This window comes from Glycomyces tarimensis, from assembly GCF_054776215.1.
On sequence record NZ_BAAHCB010000024.1, the window covers coordinates 1 to 14,347 of the forward strand.

The window sequence follows — 14,347 nt, forward strand, 5'->3', positions numbered from 1 at the left end:
CTGGGCGTGGACGTCCTTGACGGTGGCGTGGACGCAGTACTGCGCGATCAAGTGCTCCGGCGTCGGGCAGAGGATGTCCGCGTCGAACGGGGAGGGCACCGGTTCCTTGTAAGGAGTCCGCGCGTACACCCGCAGAGCCTTGGTCGCGTCCAGTCGGCGCACGGCTGCCGCGACCCGGTCGATCCGCGCGGCAGCCGACGTCGCGGTCTCGGCCAGGACGGTGAACTTCCCTGCCGTGCGGGCGATCGCCGCAAGATCAGCCGCGACGCGGAGGTGGAAGTCGAAGGTCGACACCAGCCACTCCCGCAAGGCCGAGAAGCCGTCGCAGTCGCGGTGGATGTTCCACGCCTTCGCCTCGATGACATCAGCGAGCACTTTGGCGTGGGCCTGGTTGATCATGGCCGCAGCTTCGTCAAGGTTGGTATGGATGGCCGCCGCCCGCTCGCTCCGCTCGGTCCTGCTGGGCTTCATGCTCGCCTTGGCCATCTGACACCTCCCTCGGTCATTGAGGTCTCGTACGAACCTGCTGTTTCCGCCGGTTCGTGCTATACCTCTATTCTCCCAGGTCACAATGCCTTTGTCATCACCCATTAGGGTGGGAAAACACTCACGTTTCCGGCCCGCCAGCCACCAATCACCCTGCGCTGCAAGACAAATAGGACACCACACGGACCGCCGGCGCGAAGGCCCGCGCCCAAGCCTTCGCGCATACCCGCCACCCAACCTCCACAAAGCACTCACCTCTTCGTCGCCGCCCGGTTGAAGCCACACTCACACGAACCCGACCCCGGAGTCGGACCCTCATTGATCGCTACCTCTTCATCGCCGCGCCTGAAGCCGCGCCCAGAACCACCCCGAATCCGCAGACCCAACCTCGACGCACCTCTGACCGTGAACGCGCTCACGGCGAACGCTCGGACCGTGAAGGCTCGGACCGTGAAGGCTCGGACCGTGAAGGCTCGGACCGTGAAGGCTCGGACCGTGAAGGCTCGGACCGTGAACGCTCGGACCGCGAATGCTGCCGAATACGCCCCGACTACAGCCCGACCGGTGCGGTCGGCTTCGGTGGATCGTCCAGCGTCGCCAGCTCACGCTGCCAGATGCACACGTCATGCCATTCGCCGTGCTTATAGCCGGCGTCTCGGACGGTGCCGATGCGCTCGAATCCGAACGCCGAGTGCAGCGCCTCGCTTCCCGGATTCGGCTGGGTCACCTGAGCCATGAGACTGCGGAAGCCCTGCTGCTCCAGGCGCTTGATCAAGCTGCCGTACAACAGCGATCCGATGCCTTTGCCGTGGTGACCGTCCGCGACGTAGATCGTGGCCTCCGCGGTCCAGTCGTACGCGCCCCGAGGGTTCCACGGCTTCGCATACGCCAGTCCGAGCACCTCGTCCCGTTCGACGGCGACGAGCCACGGGTAGCGCTCGCCGTACTCGGCCAGGTCGTGCGCCCACTCGGCCTCGGCCTGCGGCTCGGTCCGGAAGTTCGCGGTGTGGTGGGCGATGGAGTGGTTGACGATCGCGCAGATGGCCGGCACATCGTCGGGCCGGGCGAAGCGCACGGTCACGGGTTCGCTCATGAGGAGCAAGCTTAGCCGCGTTCGGGCGGGCGGCGTCCTACCAGACGGTGCTGGGACGCCACGTCACGATCGTCGGTCGCAGGCCACCGGTGGCGCGGAAGTCCTCGACGGCCCGCGCCAGCGTGCTCAGGGCGATGTGGGAGTCGGAGGGAAAGGTGCTGGACGACTCCATGTCCCGGTACAGCTTGACCTCGGGATGGCGCTCGACCTCCGAGTAGGTGACCCAGGCGCCCGGCCCGTAGTCCTCGCCGCCCGGCCCGTAATAGGCCAGCGCCCCGATCTCCCTGGCGGGGTCGGTGATGATCTTCAGGCCGTGGTCGGGGCGCCCTCCCGGCTCGTAGCCCGGACGGTCGCGCACGAGCGCCGTCGGCACCTGGACCAGTTTGGCCGCCATGATCGTGGCGACGGCGGCGGCGACGCCGTCGGGATCGCAGGCGAGCAGGATCTGGGGTCCGCCCGCGCTCTGGAGCCTGAACTCGGCGCAATGGCCGGCGATATGAGCGCCCGTGGGTCCAGTGCTCATCGGTGGGTCTCCTTCCGAGAGCGCGAGGGAGTGGGAGTCGTACTGAGGGTCAAGACGCATCGTCATGGCGGGCACCGCACCTCATCATGTCGGGGTTTGGAATCGACAGTACGTGCGTGATCGGCGCGTGTGGTCGGGTTAGTCGGGAAATTGACAATAATGCCCAGATTCGTTGTGGCAGGCTGCCTATGCAACTAGCAGATTCCAATAGGGAGCGAACGCGAATGGAAAAGCCTCGTCACCGTCGGTCGGTGCCTTTGTGCGGCAAGCGATACAAAAGCCCGCGACATGGGCGCCATGCTCATCTCGACGCCGACTCGCCCAATCACCGCTCACGGACTGTCTGATCGGCGACACGAATGCGATCGGTCCCGCGCCCGCTCGCGACGGAACACTGCGGGCAGTGGCGCGGGCACGGCCGCACTCAAAGCGCGGGGCAAGATTGGACCCATGCGCGTAGGGCTGCTCGGACCCCTCCGGGTCCTCGACGACTCGGGGGCGCCGATCGCTCACGACTCGCCGACGAACTCGGCGTCGACCCCTCGCCCGCGCTGGCCGCAGCCCACCTCGGCGTGCTCCGCGGCGTCCGGGCCGTTCCGGCCGAGACGAGCCGACTGCCGCAGCCGCTCACGCACGCGAAAGGGCCGCATCCCCGATCGGATGCGGCCCTCGGCCCTCGCGGGCGCGTTCCTCACGAACGGCGGGCAAAGCTTGTCAGCCGGCCTCGGCGAAGCTCGCGAGCCGTGATTCAGCCCTTGATGGCGCCGGTGATGACGGCCTTCGTGAAGTGCTTCTGGATGAACGGGTACATGATCACGATCGGGATGATCGTGCAGACCACGACGGCCATCTTGAGCGCCGCGGTCGGAGCCGCGGCGGCCGTCTGGTACTGCGCCGCGGCGGAGGCCGCCCCGGGCAGGCCCTGCGTGGACATGAGCATCCGCTGGAGCACGACCTGGATCGGCTGTGTGTCGAGGCTGGGGATGTACAGGACGGCCTGGAAGTACAGGTTCCAGTACATGACCGCGTAGAACAGCGCGATGACCGCCAGGATCGCCTTGGACATGGGCAGCACGACCTTGAACAGGGTGCGGAACTCGCCGGCGCCGTCCATCTTGGCCGCGTCGATGAGCTCGCCGGGCACGCTGTTCATGAAGAACGCGCGAAGCACGATGAGGTTGAACGCGCTGAGCGCCATCGGCAGGATCAGCGACCAGTAGCTGTTGAACAGGCCGAGCTTCTGCACCACCAGGAAGTTCGGGTACATGCCCGGTGCGAACAGGAAGGTGAACAGGATGAGCATGAGCAGCGGCCGGTGCAGCAGGGTGCCCGGGCGCGACAGCCCGTAGGCCGCGCCGATGGTGAGGACCATGCTGATCGCGGTACCGACGGCGGTGAGGATGATCGTCAGCAGCAGCGATTCGGTGATCGCGCCGCCGCTGAAGATCTCCCGGTAGGCCTGGAGGCTCAGGTCGGTCGGGATGAGCAGCAGGTTCCCGCCGGCGCGCTGGAGCGCCTCCTCGCTGGCGAAGCTGGTCGCCACGACCGCCCAGATAGGGATGACGATGGCCGCCGCATAGCAGACCATGAACGCCGCCTTGGCGAGCTTGCCGATGACGCTCGGCTCTTCGTCCCAGGCCGGCCGGCTGCTCTTGCGCGGCCGCGGGCGCTGCGTGGGTATAGCGGTGGTGGTCATGACTTCTGGTAGATCCCTTGCTCTCCGAGGCGGTGCGCGATGTTGTTGGCGATGAGGATCAGCACGAGTCCGATCGCGCCCTTGAACAGGCCCGCGGCGGTGCCGAACGACTCGCCCTGGGACCCGATGATGCTGCGGTAGTACACGAACGTGTCGAGCACCTCGGTGGCCTGGTGGCCGACCGCGTCGCGCTGGAGCTGGTACTGCTCGAAGCCGACGGTGAGGATGCCGCCCAACTGGAGGATCAGCAGGAGCACGATGACCGGCCGGATGCCCGGCAGGGTGATGTGCCACATGCGCTTCCAGCGGCTGGCGCCGTCGACGGCCGCGGCTTCGTACAGGCTCGGGTTGATCGAGGCGAGCGCCGCGAGGAAGATGATCATGCCCCAGCCCGCGTCCTTCCACGCCCACTGCATCCACGCCAGGAAGATGAACGATCCCGAGTCGGTGGTGAAGTCCAGCCGGTCGCCGCCGAGTCCCAGGAGCCAGTTGCTGACCAGGCCGTCGGAGCCGAGCATCTGGATGAAGACCGTGACGACCAGGACCCAGGAGAAGAAGTACGGCAGGTAGACGACCGACTGGAAGACGCTGCGGACCTTGGTGGAGACGACGCTGTGCATCAGCAGCGCGAGCGCGATCGACAGCGGGAAGACGAACATCAGCTGCGCGAGGGCGAACTTGAGGGTGTTCCCGAGTGCGGGCAGGAAGAGCGGATCGGAGAAGAGCCGCTCGAACCAGGCGAGGCCGACGAAGGGGTTGTCCCAGAACGGCCGGTAGGCGCTGTAGTCCATGAACGCGATGATGTTCCACGACGAGGGCCAGTAGAAGAACACCGAGAGTTGGACCAGCGCCGGGAGGGTCAGGACCAGCAGGGGCCAGTCCTGGCGCAGCCGCTGTCGCACGGTCCGATTGCGTCTGATGCGCGGGCGCGCCTGGGCTCGGCCGGGTGCCGTGGGCGCTGAGGTTTGGAGTGCTGCCATCGCTTCTGTCTATCCAGTCTCGAGTCCGTTGCGGGTGGTCGTGCGATGCGGACGGCCGGGCCGCCGCGTCGGCGGCCCGGCCGTTCACTCACTCGCCGTGGAGGGTCTTGTAGGCGGCCGTGAAGTGCTCGCGTCCGGCCTCGCCGCCGTTGTTGAGGAAGGTCTCGACCATGCCCTCGATCTCGGACAGTTCGGCGCGCCCGTAGGCGATGTCGTTCTCCTGGTCCTCGAGCGCCTGGGAGGCGGCCACGAAGTCGGCCGGAGCCTCGACGCGCATGCCCTCCCAGATGTTCTCCTCGATGTAGTCCTTCATGGAGGCGTTGTAGTCGAACCGCGCCTGGACCATCTCCGGGGCGCCGGTGAGGAACGACTGGACCTTGCCCGAGAAGGTCTTGTAGTTGACCGGGGCCTGGACGACGGCGGTGCCCAGCTCGGTGAAGACCGGGGTGCCGTCGTCGCCGTAGGTGAAGTGCTCGCCTTCGACGCCGTACTCGAGGATCTCGAACTCGGTGGTGCCGTACGGGGCCGAGCAGAAGTTGGCGACGTCGAGGATCTCCTCGACCTGCTCCTGGGTGAGGTCCTTGTTGAGGAACACCCAGCCGTCGACGTCGGTGACGCCGTACACCAGGGGGGTGCGTCCGTTCGCGGCCAGGGCGCCGAGCGGCATGATCGCGCCCTCGGCCTCGCCGCCGTTCACCTGGTTGACGAAGTCGGACCAGTAGGTGATGCCGTCCTGCTGGAACAGGATGGTGCCGGCCTTGTGCAGCTCCTTGGTGTCGAGCGTGCCGCTGGCGACGTCGGGGTGCTGGAGCTGCTCGTCGTGCAGGGTGCGGCGGAACTCGAGCCACTCGACGTACTCGGGGCGCTCGCAGTTGTGGACGAGCCTGCCCTGCTCCTCGTCCCAGATCCAACCGTCGCCGCTGGCCAGGCCGAACCAGGAGGACGTGAACCAGTCGGTGCCGGCGAAGGCCCACTGGCCCGCCGCGTCGTCGGACCAGGCGCGGGCGACCTCGAGCAGCTCCTCCACCGTGGTCGGCATGGCGAGGTTCGCGGCTTCGAGCAGGTCGGTGCGCGCGAACATGCCGTTGGCCGGGCCGCCGTTGATGCTGCCGGGAATGCCGAAGATCCGTGCGGTCTCGGGGTCCTCGGGGTCGGTCGACCACACGGACTTGCCCCAGGCGGTGGTCTCGCGGCCGGCCAGCAGCGGCCAGCGGTCGGAGATGTCGCCGGAGAGGATGTCGGTCAGGTCATAGAAGGTGTTGACGACCGTCTCGCGGAAGTTCGGGTGGGCGTACAGCATCCAGCTGAACATCTGGATGCCGTCGCCGAACTCGTTCGCCTGGAGCCATTGCGCCGAGGTGTCGGCGTAGGTGTTGCCGTCGGCGTGGCGGATGTTGATCACGGTGCCGCCCCAGGCCTCGTGGACCGCGGCGTAGTACGGGTCGTCCTTGGAGGGCGCCTCGCCCCACATGGGAATGGTGATCTCATAGGTGCCGCTGCCCGAGGGCAGGTCGGTGACGGCCTGGACCGGCTCGGGATAGCTGGTGAACCCGGAGGGGTGCTGCGGCGGCTCCCCGATGAGGTCGGGCTCGACCGGCAGGGGCCATTCCTTGTAGGTGGGGAGGAAGTCGAATCCCTCGGTGACCTGTGTCGAACCGGATCCGGATTCGATGTCGGAGCAGGCGGAGATCACGGGCAGTCCTGCGGCACCTGCGGCGCCGATGCCGGCTGCCTTGAAGAGGGAGCGGCGCCTGAACGGCGACCTGCGGGAGGGAGTAGCCACGTTGCTGTCCTTTCGGTCATGTATTCGTGAGGGCTGAGAGGTGTGAGCCTGAAATTAGTTAGGCGGCTCGATAAACTAAAGTAGCGCACGGTGATAACCCGCACAAGCCAGGGTCCGACCGATTCGATCGCGGAATGATCACGTTTCGGACAAGCGACGACCGGCCGGGACCGGTCGACAACGGGTTGTCGCCGTCGAAGAGAATGGGCCACAAGTTCAGCAGGAGGCAGACAGATGGCGATGCGCATAGCGGCGAAAACCCCCGGCCGCGACGGCGGCGCGCGCACCGGGGCCGGCAGGGCCAAGCGCGCCGACTTCACCGACGTGCGGGCCAACAACCTCGGCTACGTCCTGCGCCAGGTCCGCGCCGAAGGCCGGTGCTCGCGCGCCGACCTGGCCGCCAAGACCGGGCTGAACAAGGCCACCGTCTCCAGTCTCGTCGCCGAGCTCATCGAGCGCCGTGTGCTGCGCGAGTCCGGTTCGGTCATCGGCAACATCGGGCGGCCCGCGGTCCTGCTGAGCGTCGACACCGGCTACTACGCCTCGCTCGGCGTGGAAGTCAATGTGGACTACATGACCCTCGTCGCGGTCGACCTGGCGGGCAACCGGCTCCTGAGCTGGCGGCGCGCCCATGACGGCGCGGGGGCCACCGCGGGCAAGTCGGTCTCGGCCCTGGCCGGCCTCGCCAAGCGCGCGGTGGACAAGATGGACTCCGAGGGCCGCCAGATCCTCGGCCTCGCCGTCGCCGTCCCCGGCATGATCGACAACGACGGCGTCATTCAGCGCGCGCCCATGCTCGGCTGGACCGACTTCGACTTCACCCTCCGCCTCCGGCGCGCCATGCGCGACCCGAAGTACGCCGTCTCGGTCGACAACGACGCCAACCTCGGCGCCGTGGCCGAACAGCGCTTCGGCGCCACCACCGGAGTGGACAACATGCTGTACCTCACCGGCGAGATGGGCCTGGGCTCGGGGCTGATCGTCGACGGCGCGCTGCGCCGCGGCGCCGGCGGCTTCGCCGGGGAGATCGGCAACCTGCTCATCGACGTCGACGGCCGCGTCGGACGCGTCGAGGACCTCGCGAGCGTTCGCACGGTCCTGGCCGAGCTCTCCGAGTCCGAATCGATCGCGGGCACCGAAGTCGAGGCCGAGGTCGAGGACATCGTCACGCGGGCGCGCGCCGGCGAGGCCGACGTCCTGGAGACCCTCGGGCGCATCGGGCGGGCCCTCGGGGCCGGGATCGCGCTGGCCGTGGACCTGCTCAATCCCGAGGTCGTCGTGCTCGGCGGCCATTACCAGGCCCTGAGCACGTGGATCGTCCCCGCGGCCGAGACCGAGCTGGCCGCGCGCACCCATGCGTCCGGCGCCGCCGGCGCCGAGATCGTGGTCTCCGTCCTCGGCCACGAGGCGCCCGCCCTCGGCGCGGCCACGGGCATCCTCAACGACATCGACGCCGGCCTCATGCCGACTCCGTTGGGCTCTTGAGCCCACTTCGTTTCCGAACCGTTAACTCGGGCCGTCGTCGCAGGTAGCCGGCCTGCGACGAGGCCCGCATCACACGTCCGTCCCCGCTGTCCGACCCGTCCGCCTTGACGCTGCGGGCGGGGCAGGTGTAGAACTCTCGTACATTCCTGAATCGAAGCGCTTCGAAAAGCGCGGCGAGCCGCGAGCCTTCCATCATCGAAGCGCTTCGACAAGACAGCGACGTCCAGCAAGGAAGTCCGACATGACCCAGAGCCACGACCGGCCCGTGTTCCGCGACCCCGCCCTCCCGCGCGCCGAACGCGTCGCCGACCTGCTCGAGCGCCTGACGCTCGAAGAGAAGGTCGGCCTGCTCCACCAGTACCACCGCCCCGTCGAGCGCCTCGGCGTCGGCCCGTTCAAGACCGGCACCGAAGCCCTCCACGGCCTCGCATGGCTCGGCGAGGCCACCGTCTTTCCGCAGGTCGTCGCCCTCGGCGCCACCTGGAACCCCGAGTTGGTGGAGGCCGTCGGCGCCGCCACCGCCGACGAGGTCATCGCCTACCACCACCGCGACCCCGCCAAGGCCGGCCGCAATGTCTGGGCGCCCACCGTCAACCCGCTGCGCGACCCGCGCTGGGGCCGCAACGAGGAGGGCTACTCCGAGGACGCCTGGATGACCGGCCTCATGGGAGCGGCCTATGCCCGCGGTCTCAAGGGGGACGGCGCCGTCTGGAAGACGGCCCCGACCGTCAAGCACTTCCTCGCCTACGGCAACGAGGTGGACCGCTGCGTCACCTCCTCGAACATGCCGCCCCGCGTGCTGCGCGAATACGAGTTCGCCGCCCACCGCCCGGCACTGGCGAGCGGCGACGCGGTGGCGGTCATGCTGTCCTACAACCTCGTCAACGGCCGCCCGGCGCACGTCTCACCGCTGGTCAACAGCGAGCTGCGCACCTGGACCTCCGACGAGGTCCTCGTCGTCTCGGACGCATACGCGCCCAACAACCTCACCGGGCTCCAGGGTTACTTCGAGGATCTGCCGACCGCCTACGCCCACGCGATCAAGGCCGGCCTCGACTCCTTCACCCAGGACGACGAGAAGCCCGACGCCGTCCTCGGCCACATCCGCACCGCGCTCGAACGCGGCCTGCTCGACGAGTCCGACATCGACACCGCCGTGCGCCGCAACCTCTCCGTCCGCTTCGGCCTCGGCGAGTTCGACCCCGAGGACCCGTACGCCGGCATCGGCGAGGAGGTCGTCAACTCCCCGGAGCACCGGGCGCTCGCCCGCGAGGCCGCCGCCCAGTCCATCACCCTGCTCAAGAACGACGGCATCCTGCCGCTCGCCGCGCCGAAGAAGGTCGCCGTCATCGGCCCGCTCGCCGACACGCAGTTCGAGGACTGGTACTCCGGGACCCTGCCCTACGCCGTCACCGCCCGCGCTGGCCTCGCCGAGCGCGCCGAGGTACTCCACAGCGAGGGCGTCGACCGCATCCGCCTGCGCCACAAGACCGGCTACGTCACCGCCGCCGACGACGGCGCGTCCCTGACCATCGGCGACACCACCGGAGCGGCCTCCCAGTTCGACCTGTTCGACTGGGGCGGCTGGGCCTACGCCGCCCGCAGCGCCGCCACCGGCAAGTTCGTCGCCGGGCGGCTCGACGGCACCGTCACCGCCGACTCCTCCGGGCCTAGCGAGTGGGACGTCGTCGAGACCTTCCGCATCGTCGAAGTGGACGGCGGCAAGGTCGCCCTCCAGCAGGTCCACAAGGCCGAGGCCGCCGAGAGCGGCAAGTGGTTCGCCATCGAAGACGGCCGGATCACCCTGAGCGACAGCGCCGCCAAGGCCGCCGAATTCGACTTCGAATTCGTCGTCAAGGCCCGCCAGACCGCCGCCGAACTGGCCCGCGAGGCCGACGTCGTCATCGCCGTGCTCGGCGACCATCCGCTCGTCAACGGCCGCGAGACCGAGGACCGCGAGGATCTGCGGCTGCCCGACGCCCAGGAGTGGCTCCTGCGCAGCCTCTACGAAGCGAACCCGAATACCATTCTGGTCATGTCCTCGTCCTATCCCTTCGCGCCGGTCTGGGCCGCCAAGCACCTGCCCGGCGTCGTCTGGTCGGGCCACGGTGGACAGGAATGGGGCCACGCGCTCGCCGCCGTCCTGTACGGCGACCGCGACGCCGAGGGCCGCCTGCCGCAGACGTGGTACACCGACGCCGCCGAACTGCCCGCGATGCTCGACTACGACATCGTCGCCTCGGACGCCACCTACATGTACTACCTCGGCCAGCCGCTGTACCCCTTCGGGCACGGCCTGTCCTACGCCGAATTCGCCTACGCCAAGCTCACCGTCGACCGCGAGGTCGCCGACGCCGACGACGAACTCACCGTCACCGTCGAGGTCACCAACACCGCCGAGCGCGACGGCGTCGAGGTCGTCCAGCTGTACTCGCACCAGTGCGGCTCCCGCGTCAAGCAGCCCCTGCGCCAACTCCGCGGCTTCGAGAAGCTCCGCCTGGCCGCCGGCGAGACGCGGACGGTCGCCTTCACCGTCCCCGTCGCCGACCTCGCCCACTGGGACAACGTCACCGGCCGCATGATCGTCGAGAAGAGCCGCCAGCGGCTCATGATCGGCCGCTCGGCGTCCGACATCGTCCTGTCGGCCTCGGTCCGCATCGACGGCGAGGTGGTCGGTCCCCGCGACCTGTCCACGCCGCTGGCCGCGAGCGCCAACGACGCCTACTCCGGCGTGCTGTGGCGCGATGAGCACCGCGTCTCGGGCGACGTCATCGCCGCCGAGGAGGCCGGCGGCTGGATCATGCTCGGCGACTGCGACTTCGGCGGAGCCGAACAGCGGCACGGTGGCGGAGCCGAACAGCGGCACGGCGACCCCGTGTACGCCACGGTGACCGCCCGCGTGGCCGGCCAGCCCTCCCAGCTGACCCTGCGCGTCGACGACCCGCTCGACGGCGACGTCCTCGCCAAGATCGACACCCCGGCCACCGGCGACGTCTACGACTACACCGACGTCACCGTCGGACTCGGACGGATCACCGGCGTCAAGGACCTCTACGTCTCCTTCGAGAGCGGCCCGGTCCGCCTGGCGTCCCTGAGCTTCGGGCGGGCGGAGGAGTGAACGCCTCTCGCGGCGTCACCATCGCCGACGTGGCCGCGCGAGCGGGAGTCGCCGCGAGCACCGTCTCATACGTGCTCAGCGGGAAGCGGTCGATCTCGCCCGCTACCGCCCAGCGCGTCATGGACGCGGTGGCCCAACTCGGCTACCACCCGCACGCCGGGGCGCGCTCGCTCGCGTCCCGCCGTGCGGGGGTCATCGCCATGATGCTGCCGCTGCGCGACGGCATGCACCTGCCGGTCCTCATGCAGTTCGCCTCCGGCGCGGTCACCGAGGCCCGGCGCCACGACCAGGACGTGCTGCTCATGACCGCCGACGAAGGCCCCGCCGGGCTCGCGAGGGTGGCGGCGTCCTCGATCGTCGACGGGCTCATCCTCATGGACGTCGAGGTCCGGGACCCGCGCGTGGAGACCGTGCGGCGACTCGGCCTCCCGAGCGTCCTCATCGGATTCCCCGCCGACGCGGCCGGACTGACGTGCGTCGACCTCGACTTCACCGCCGCCGGCAGGGGATGCGCCGACTACCTCATCGAGCGCGGCTGCCGCGAGATCGCCCTGCTGGGCGCCTCCGAAGCGGTCTACGAGCGGCGCACCGGCTTCGCCGAGCGCGTCAGAGAAGGCTTCCTGTCGCGCGGCGAGACCTGCGACCGGGCAGCGGCCTGGCCGTGCCCGGACGACCCGGTCTCGGTGCAGCGCACCGTCAAGGAACTCTTGGCCGCCAGGCCCGGCCTGACCGGCCTGGCCGTCCACAACGAGCCGGCCGTGCCGCACGTCATGCACGCGCTGGCCGACGCCGGCAAGGTGGTGGGGGAGGAGTTCCACGTGGTCGTCATCGGCCCCGACGAGGTGGGCGAGCGGGTCCACCCGCGGCTGCCGTCGGTACTGGTACCGGCCGAGCGGCTCGCGGAGATCGCCGTGGGCCACCTCATGCGCAAGCTCGACGGGCTCGACGTCCCCGACTCGACCCTCGTCGAACCGCAGCTGACCGTCCGTTGACGGTCGGCGTTCGCGCGCTCGGGCCGGGTCGGCCGCTGTGGAAGAATGGCCGCGTGTTCAGTGAGCAGCGAGTGATCGTATCGGCAGTGGAGGAGTCGCTTTCCCTGGCGATTCGGGAACTCGAACGCGAATTCGGCCCCGAGGCGAAGGCCGAGCCGATCGGCCCGGACATGGCCGTGCTCACCGCGCCCGGCCTCACCGCGCAGGAGGTCGCCGACCGCTGCGAGGAGGCACCCCTGGTCTTCCCGCGGCACCTCACTGTCGAGTCCGCCGTGCTCGGACCGGAAGCGGACCTCGACCGGACGGCCGCCGCCGCCCTCGAAGCGGTGCGCGGGGCCGGTGTCGGCGACGCCCTGGCCGTCCAGGTGTGGGTCAGCGGCCGATCGTCCTACGCCTTCGGCCCGGCGCAGGTCTTCGACGCCGTCGCCGGACGCCTCGGCGAGGCGGGCTACCAGGTCGCCAAGGCGGGCCGGCCGCACGTCTTGTCGTGCTGCCTCACCGACCAGGGCCTCCTGCTGGGGGTCAACGAGACCCGCGACAGCCTCAGCGACTGGCCCGGCGGCGGCGTGCGCCTGTCCAAGAGCCGCGAGCAGATCTCGCGCGCCGAGTTCAAGCTCGAAGAGGCGATCCGCGAGTTCGCACTGGAGCCGCCGAAAGGCGGCAGGGCCGTCGACTTCGGCGCCGCCCCCGGCGGCTGGACCCGGATCCTGCGGCGGCACGGCTTGCAGGTGTGGGCCGTCGACCCCGGCGACCTGGACGAGCGGCTCGCGGGCGATCCGCAGATCAAGCATCTCAAGCTGACGGCCGGACGGTTCCTGCGCAGCAACCGGACCGTCTTCGACGTCGCGGTCAACGACATGCGCATGGACCCGGCGCGCAGCTGCGAACTGATGGTCCGCGCCGCCGAGACCCTGGCGCCGGGAGCGCTGGCGGTGGTGACGCTGAAGACCGGCACCCGCGAGGTCCTCGAGACCGTCGACGCCTCACTACGGCAGCTCGCCGGGGCATACGAGGTCCTGCACGCCCGCCAGCTGCGGCACAACCGGCACGAGATCACCGTGATCGCCAGGAAGCGGAGCGTCAGAGGCTGACGCCGCGCTCCTCGAGCCACGCGAGCGGGTCGACCTGCTCGCCGTTGAGGCGGACCTCGAAGTGCAGGTGCGGCCCGGTCGAGTTGCCGGTCGAGCCGGTCAGCGAGAGCTCGTCGCCCTGGGCGACGTCGTCGCCGACGCTCACGAGGACTTCGGTGGCGTGCGCGTAGGCGGTCTCGACGCCGTCGCCGTGGTCGACCACGACCATGTTGCCGTAGCCGTCCATCCAGCCCGCGTAGACGACGGTGCCGTCCGCGATGGCCCAGATCGGGTCGCCGGTGCTGTTCGCGAAGTCGAGGCCGGCGTGGAGCCGGCCCCAGCGCTGCCCGTAGTAAGAGGTGACCGAGGCGTCGGAGGGGGCGATCCAATCGGGCCGCGCCGCCTCCTCGGCCGCGGCGGCGGCCGCTTCCTCCGCGGCCCGCTCTGCCGCCTCCGCGGCGGCCTCCTCGGCGGCCTTCCGCTCGGCCTCGGCCCTGGCCTCGGCCTCCTCGGCGGCGTCGGTGAGCGCCTGCTTGGTGGCTTCCGCCTCCTGGACCACTTCCGCGGCCCGCAGGGTGACCTGGTGCTCGGAGGCGAACGTCTCGCGTTCGGCCGTGATCTGGTCGATCACCGAGTCGACCGCCCAGGAGGCCCGGATCTGATTGAGGGACTCGGCGGATGCGACCTTGTCGGACTCGGCGGTGGAGCCGGGGCCGGTGAGCGCCACCATGACGGACCCGGCCGCGACGGCCGCGACCATGCCGCTGGTGACGAATCGCCAAGTGTGACCTTGGTGACGGATTTGACGCAGTCTCGCGAGCGCGCGGAGGCGCCGGCTCGCAGGTACGCTGCTCGTTTGCTCTCTCGACTCTTCTTGTTTCCCCATAGCGCGGGGAAACCTACCTGGTCCGATTCCGACATCTGGCCCGTGACCAGGCGATACGACGCTTGAACCGGTACACTTGCCGGGCATTTCCGACCGGCCGACGCGGGAGCGATCCTACGTTCGTATGAGGTGGATTACTTTCGGTAATCGAACAGATCCGAACAGTCGCGTGGGCGATATCGGGATGAGCGTGACGCACGCCGCCGCCTAGACTTGACAGGTTGCCGGTTCCGGC

12 protein-coding genes are annotated in these 14,347 nt (G+C 69.3%); 4 read left to right on the plus strand and 8 right to left on the minus strand.

Annotated features, from left to right (window positions below; translation table 11 throughout):
* From ACYVK3_RS19240 to ACYVK3_RS19270, 7 genes are all read right to left on the minus strand, one after another.
* The coding region (locus ACYVK3_RS19240; protein ID WP_460498959.1) for a hypothetical protein at nucleotides 1-486 on the minus strand (486 nt) is incomplete at its 3' end.
* A gap of 550 nt (nucleotides 487-1,036) precedes the next feature.
* The gene (locus ACYVK3_RS19245; RefSeq protein ID WP_460498960.1) at nucleotides 1,037-1,579 is read right to left on the minus strand and encodes a GNAT family N-acetyltransferase; all 543 of its coding nucleotides are present in this window, start codon (nucleotides 1,577-1,579) and stop codon (nucleotides 1,037-1,039) included.
* 37 nt (nucleotides 1,580-1,616) lie between these two features.
* A complete protein-coding gene (locus ACYVK3_RS19250; protein WP_460498961.1) occupies nucleotides 1,617-2,102 on the minus strand; it encodes an Imm1 family immunity protein in 486 nt (161 codons plus the stop codon).
* A gap of 509 nt (nucleotides 2,103-2,611) precedes the next feature.
* On the minus strand, nucleotides 2,612-2,797 hold the full coding sequence (locus ACYVK3_RS19255) for a hypothetical protein (protein WP_460498962.1): 186 nt from the start codon (nucleotides 2,795-2,797) through the stop codon (nucleotides 2,612-2,614).
* Nucleotides 2,798-2,850: 53 nt separating this feature from the next.
* Nucleotides 2,851-3,798: a carbohydrate ABC transporter permease gene (locus ACYVK3_RS19260; RefSeq protein ID WP_460498963.1), complete on the minus strand. Its 948-nt coding sequence runs from the start codon at nucleotides 3,796-3,798 to the stop codon at nucleotides 2,851-2,853.
* Nucleotides 3,795-4,700, minus strand: a complete 906-nt coding sequence (locus tag ACYVK3_RS19265; RefSeq protein WP_460498964.1) for an ABC transporter permease — start codon at nucleotides 4,698-4,700, stop codon at nucleotides 3,795-3,797. The genes ACYVK3_RS19260 and ACYVK3_RS19265 overlap by 4 nt, the downstream gene beginning before the upstream one ends.
* A gap of 166 nt (nucleotides 4,701-4,866) precedes the next feature.
* Entirely contained in the window at nucleotides 4,867-6,561 is a 1,695-nt protein-coding gene (locus ACYVK3_RS19270; protein ID WP_460498965.1) for a hypothetical protein, read from the minus strand.
* Between the two features lie 234 nt (nucleotides 6,562-6,795).
* On the opposite strand from ACYVK3_RS19270, the gene ACYVK3_RS19275 reads away from it, so the two are divergent.
* The 4 genes from ACYVK3_RS19275 to ACYVK3_RS19290 all read left to right on the plus strand — a co-directional run bounded on the left by ACYVK3_RS19275 (nucleotide 6,796) and on the right by ACYVK3_RS19290 (nucleotide 13,247).
* Nucleotides 6,796-8,046, plus strand: a complete 1,251-nt coding sequence (locus tag ACYVK3_RS19275) for an ROK family transcriptional regulator (RefSeq protein WP_460498966.1) — start codon at nucleotides 6,796-6,798, stop codon at nucleotides 8,044-8,046.
* A 241-nt stretch (nucleotides 8,047-8,287) separates the two neighbouring features.
* Nucleotides 8,288-11,164 (plus strand): glycoside hydrolase family 3 C-terminal domain-containing protein, encoded by a 2,877-nt coding sequence (locus ACYVK3_RS19280; RefSeq protein ID WP_460498967.1) that lies wholly within the window; start codon nucleotides 8,288-8,290, stop codon nucleotides 11,162-11,164.
* Nucleotides 11,161-12,156, plus strand: a complete 996-nt coding sequence (locus ACYVK3_RS19285; protein WP_460498968.1) for a LacI family DNA-binding transcriptional regulator — start codon at nucleotides 11,161-11,163, stop codon at nucleotides 12,154-12,156. The genes ACYVK3_RS19280 and ACYVK3_RS19285 overlap by 4 nt, the downstream gene beginning before the upstream one ends.
* 53 nt (nucleotides 12,157-12,209) lie before the next feature.
* On the plus strand, nucleotides 12,210-13,247 hold the full coding sequence (locus ACYVK3_RS19290) for an SAM-dependent methyltransferase (RefSeq protein WP_460498969.1): 1,038 nt from the start codon (nucleotides 12,210-12,212) through the stop codon (nucleotides 13,245-13,247).
* Here the strand turns inward: ACYVK3_RS19290 and ACYVK3_RS19295 are convergent.
* A complete protein-coding gene (locus ACYVK3_RS19295; protein ID WP_460498970.1) occupies nucleotides 13,237-13,986 on the minus strand; it encodes a M23 family metallopeptidase in 750 nt (249 codons plus the stop codon). The two genes, ACYVK3_RS19290 and ACYVK3_RS19295, sit on opposite strands and share 11 nt — an antisense overlap.
* Between the last annotated feature and the right edge of the window lie 361 nt (nucleotides 13,987-14,347).

Coding starts and splice junctions, on each gene's coding strand:
- ACYVK3_RS19245 (WP_460498960.1), bottom strand. CDS start 1,579: ATGAGCGAACCCGTGACCGTGCGCTTCGCCCGGCCCGACGATGTGCCG.
- ACYVK3_RS19260 (WP_460498963.1), bottom strand. CDS start 3,798: ATGACCACCACCGCTATACCCACGCAGCGCCCGCGGCCGCGCAAGAGC.
- ACYVK3_RS19280 (WP_460498967.1), top strand. CDS start 8,288: ATGACCCAGAGCCACGACCGGCCCGTGTTCCGCGACCCCGCCCTCCCG.
- ACYVK3_RS19295 (WP_460498970.1), bottom strand. CDS start 13,986: ATGGTCGCGGCCGTCGCGGCCGGGTCCGTCATGGTGGCGCTCACCGGC.
- ACYVK3_RS19250 (WP_460498961.1), bottom strand. CDS start 2,102: ATGAGCACTGGACCCACGGGCGCTCATATCGCCGGCCATTGCGCCGAG.
- ACYVK3_RS19275 (WP_460498966.1), top strand. CDS start 6,796: ATGGCGATGCGCATAGCGGCGAAAACCCCCGGCCGCGACGGCGGCGCG.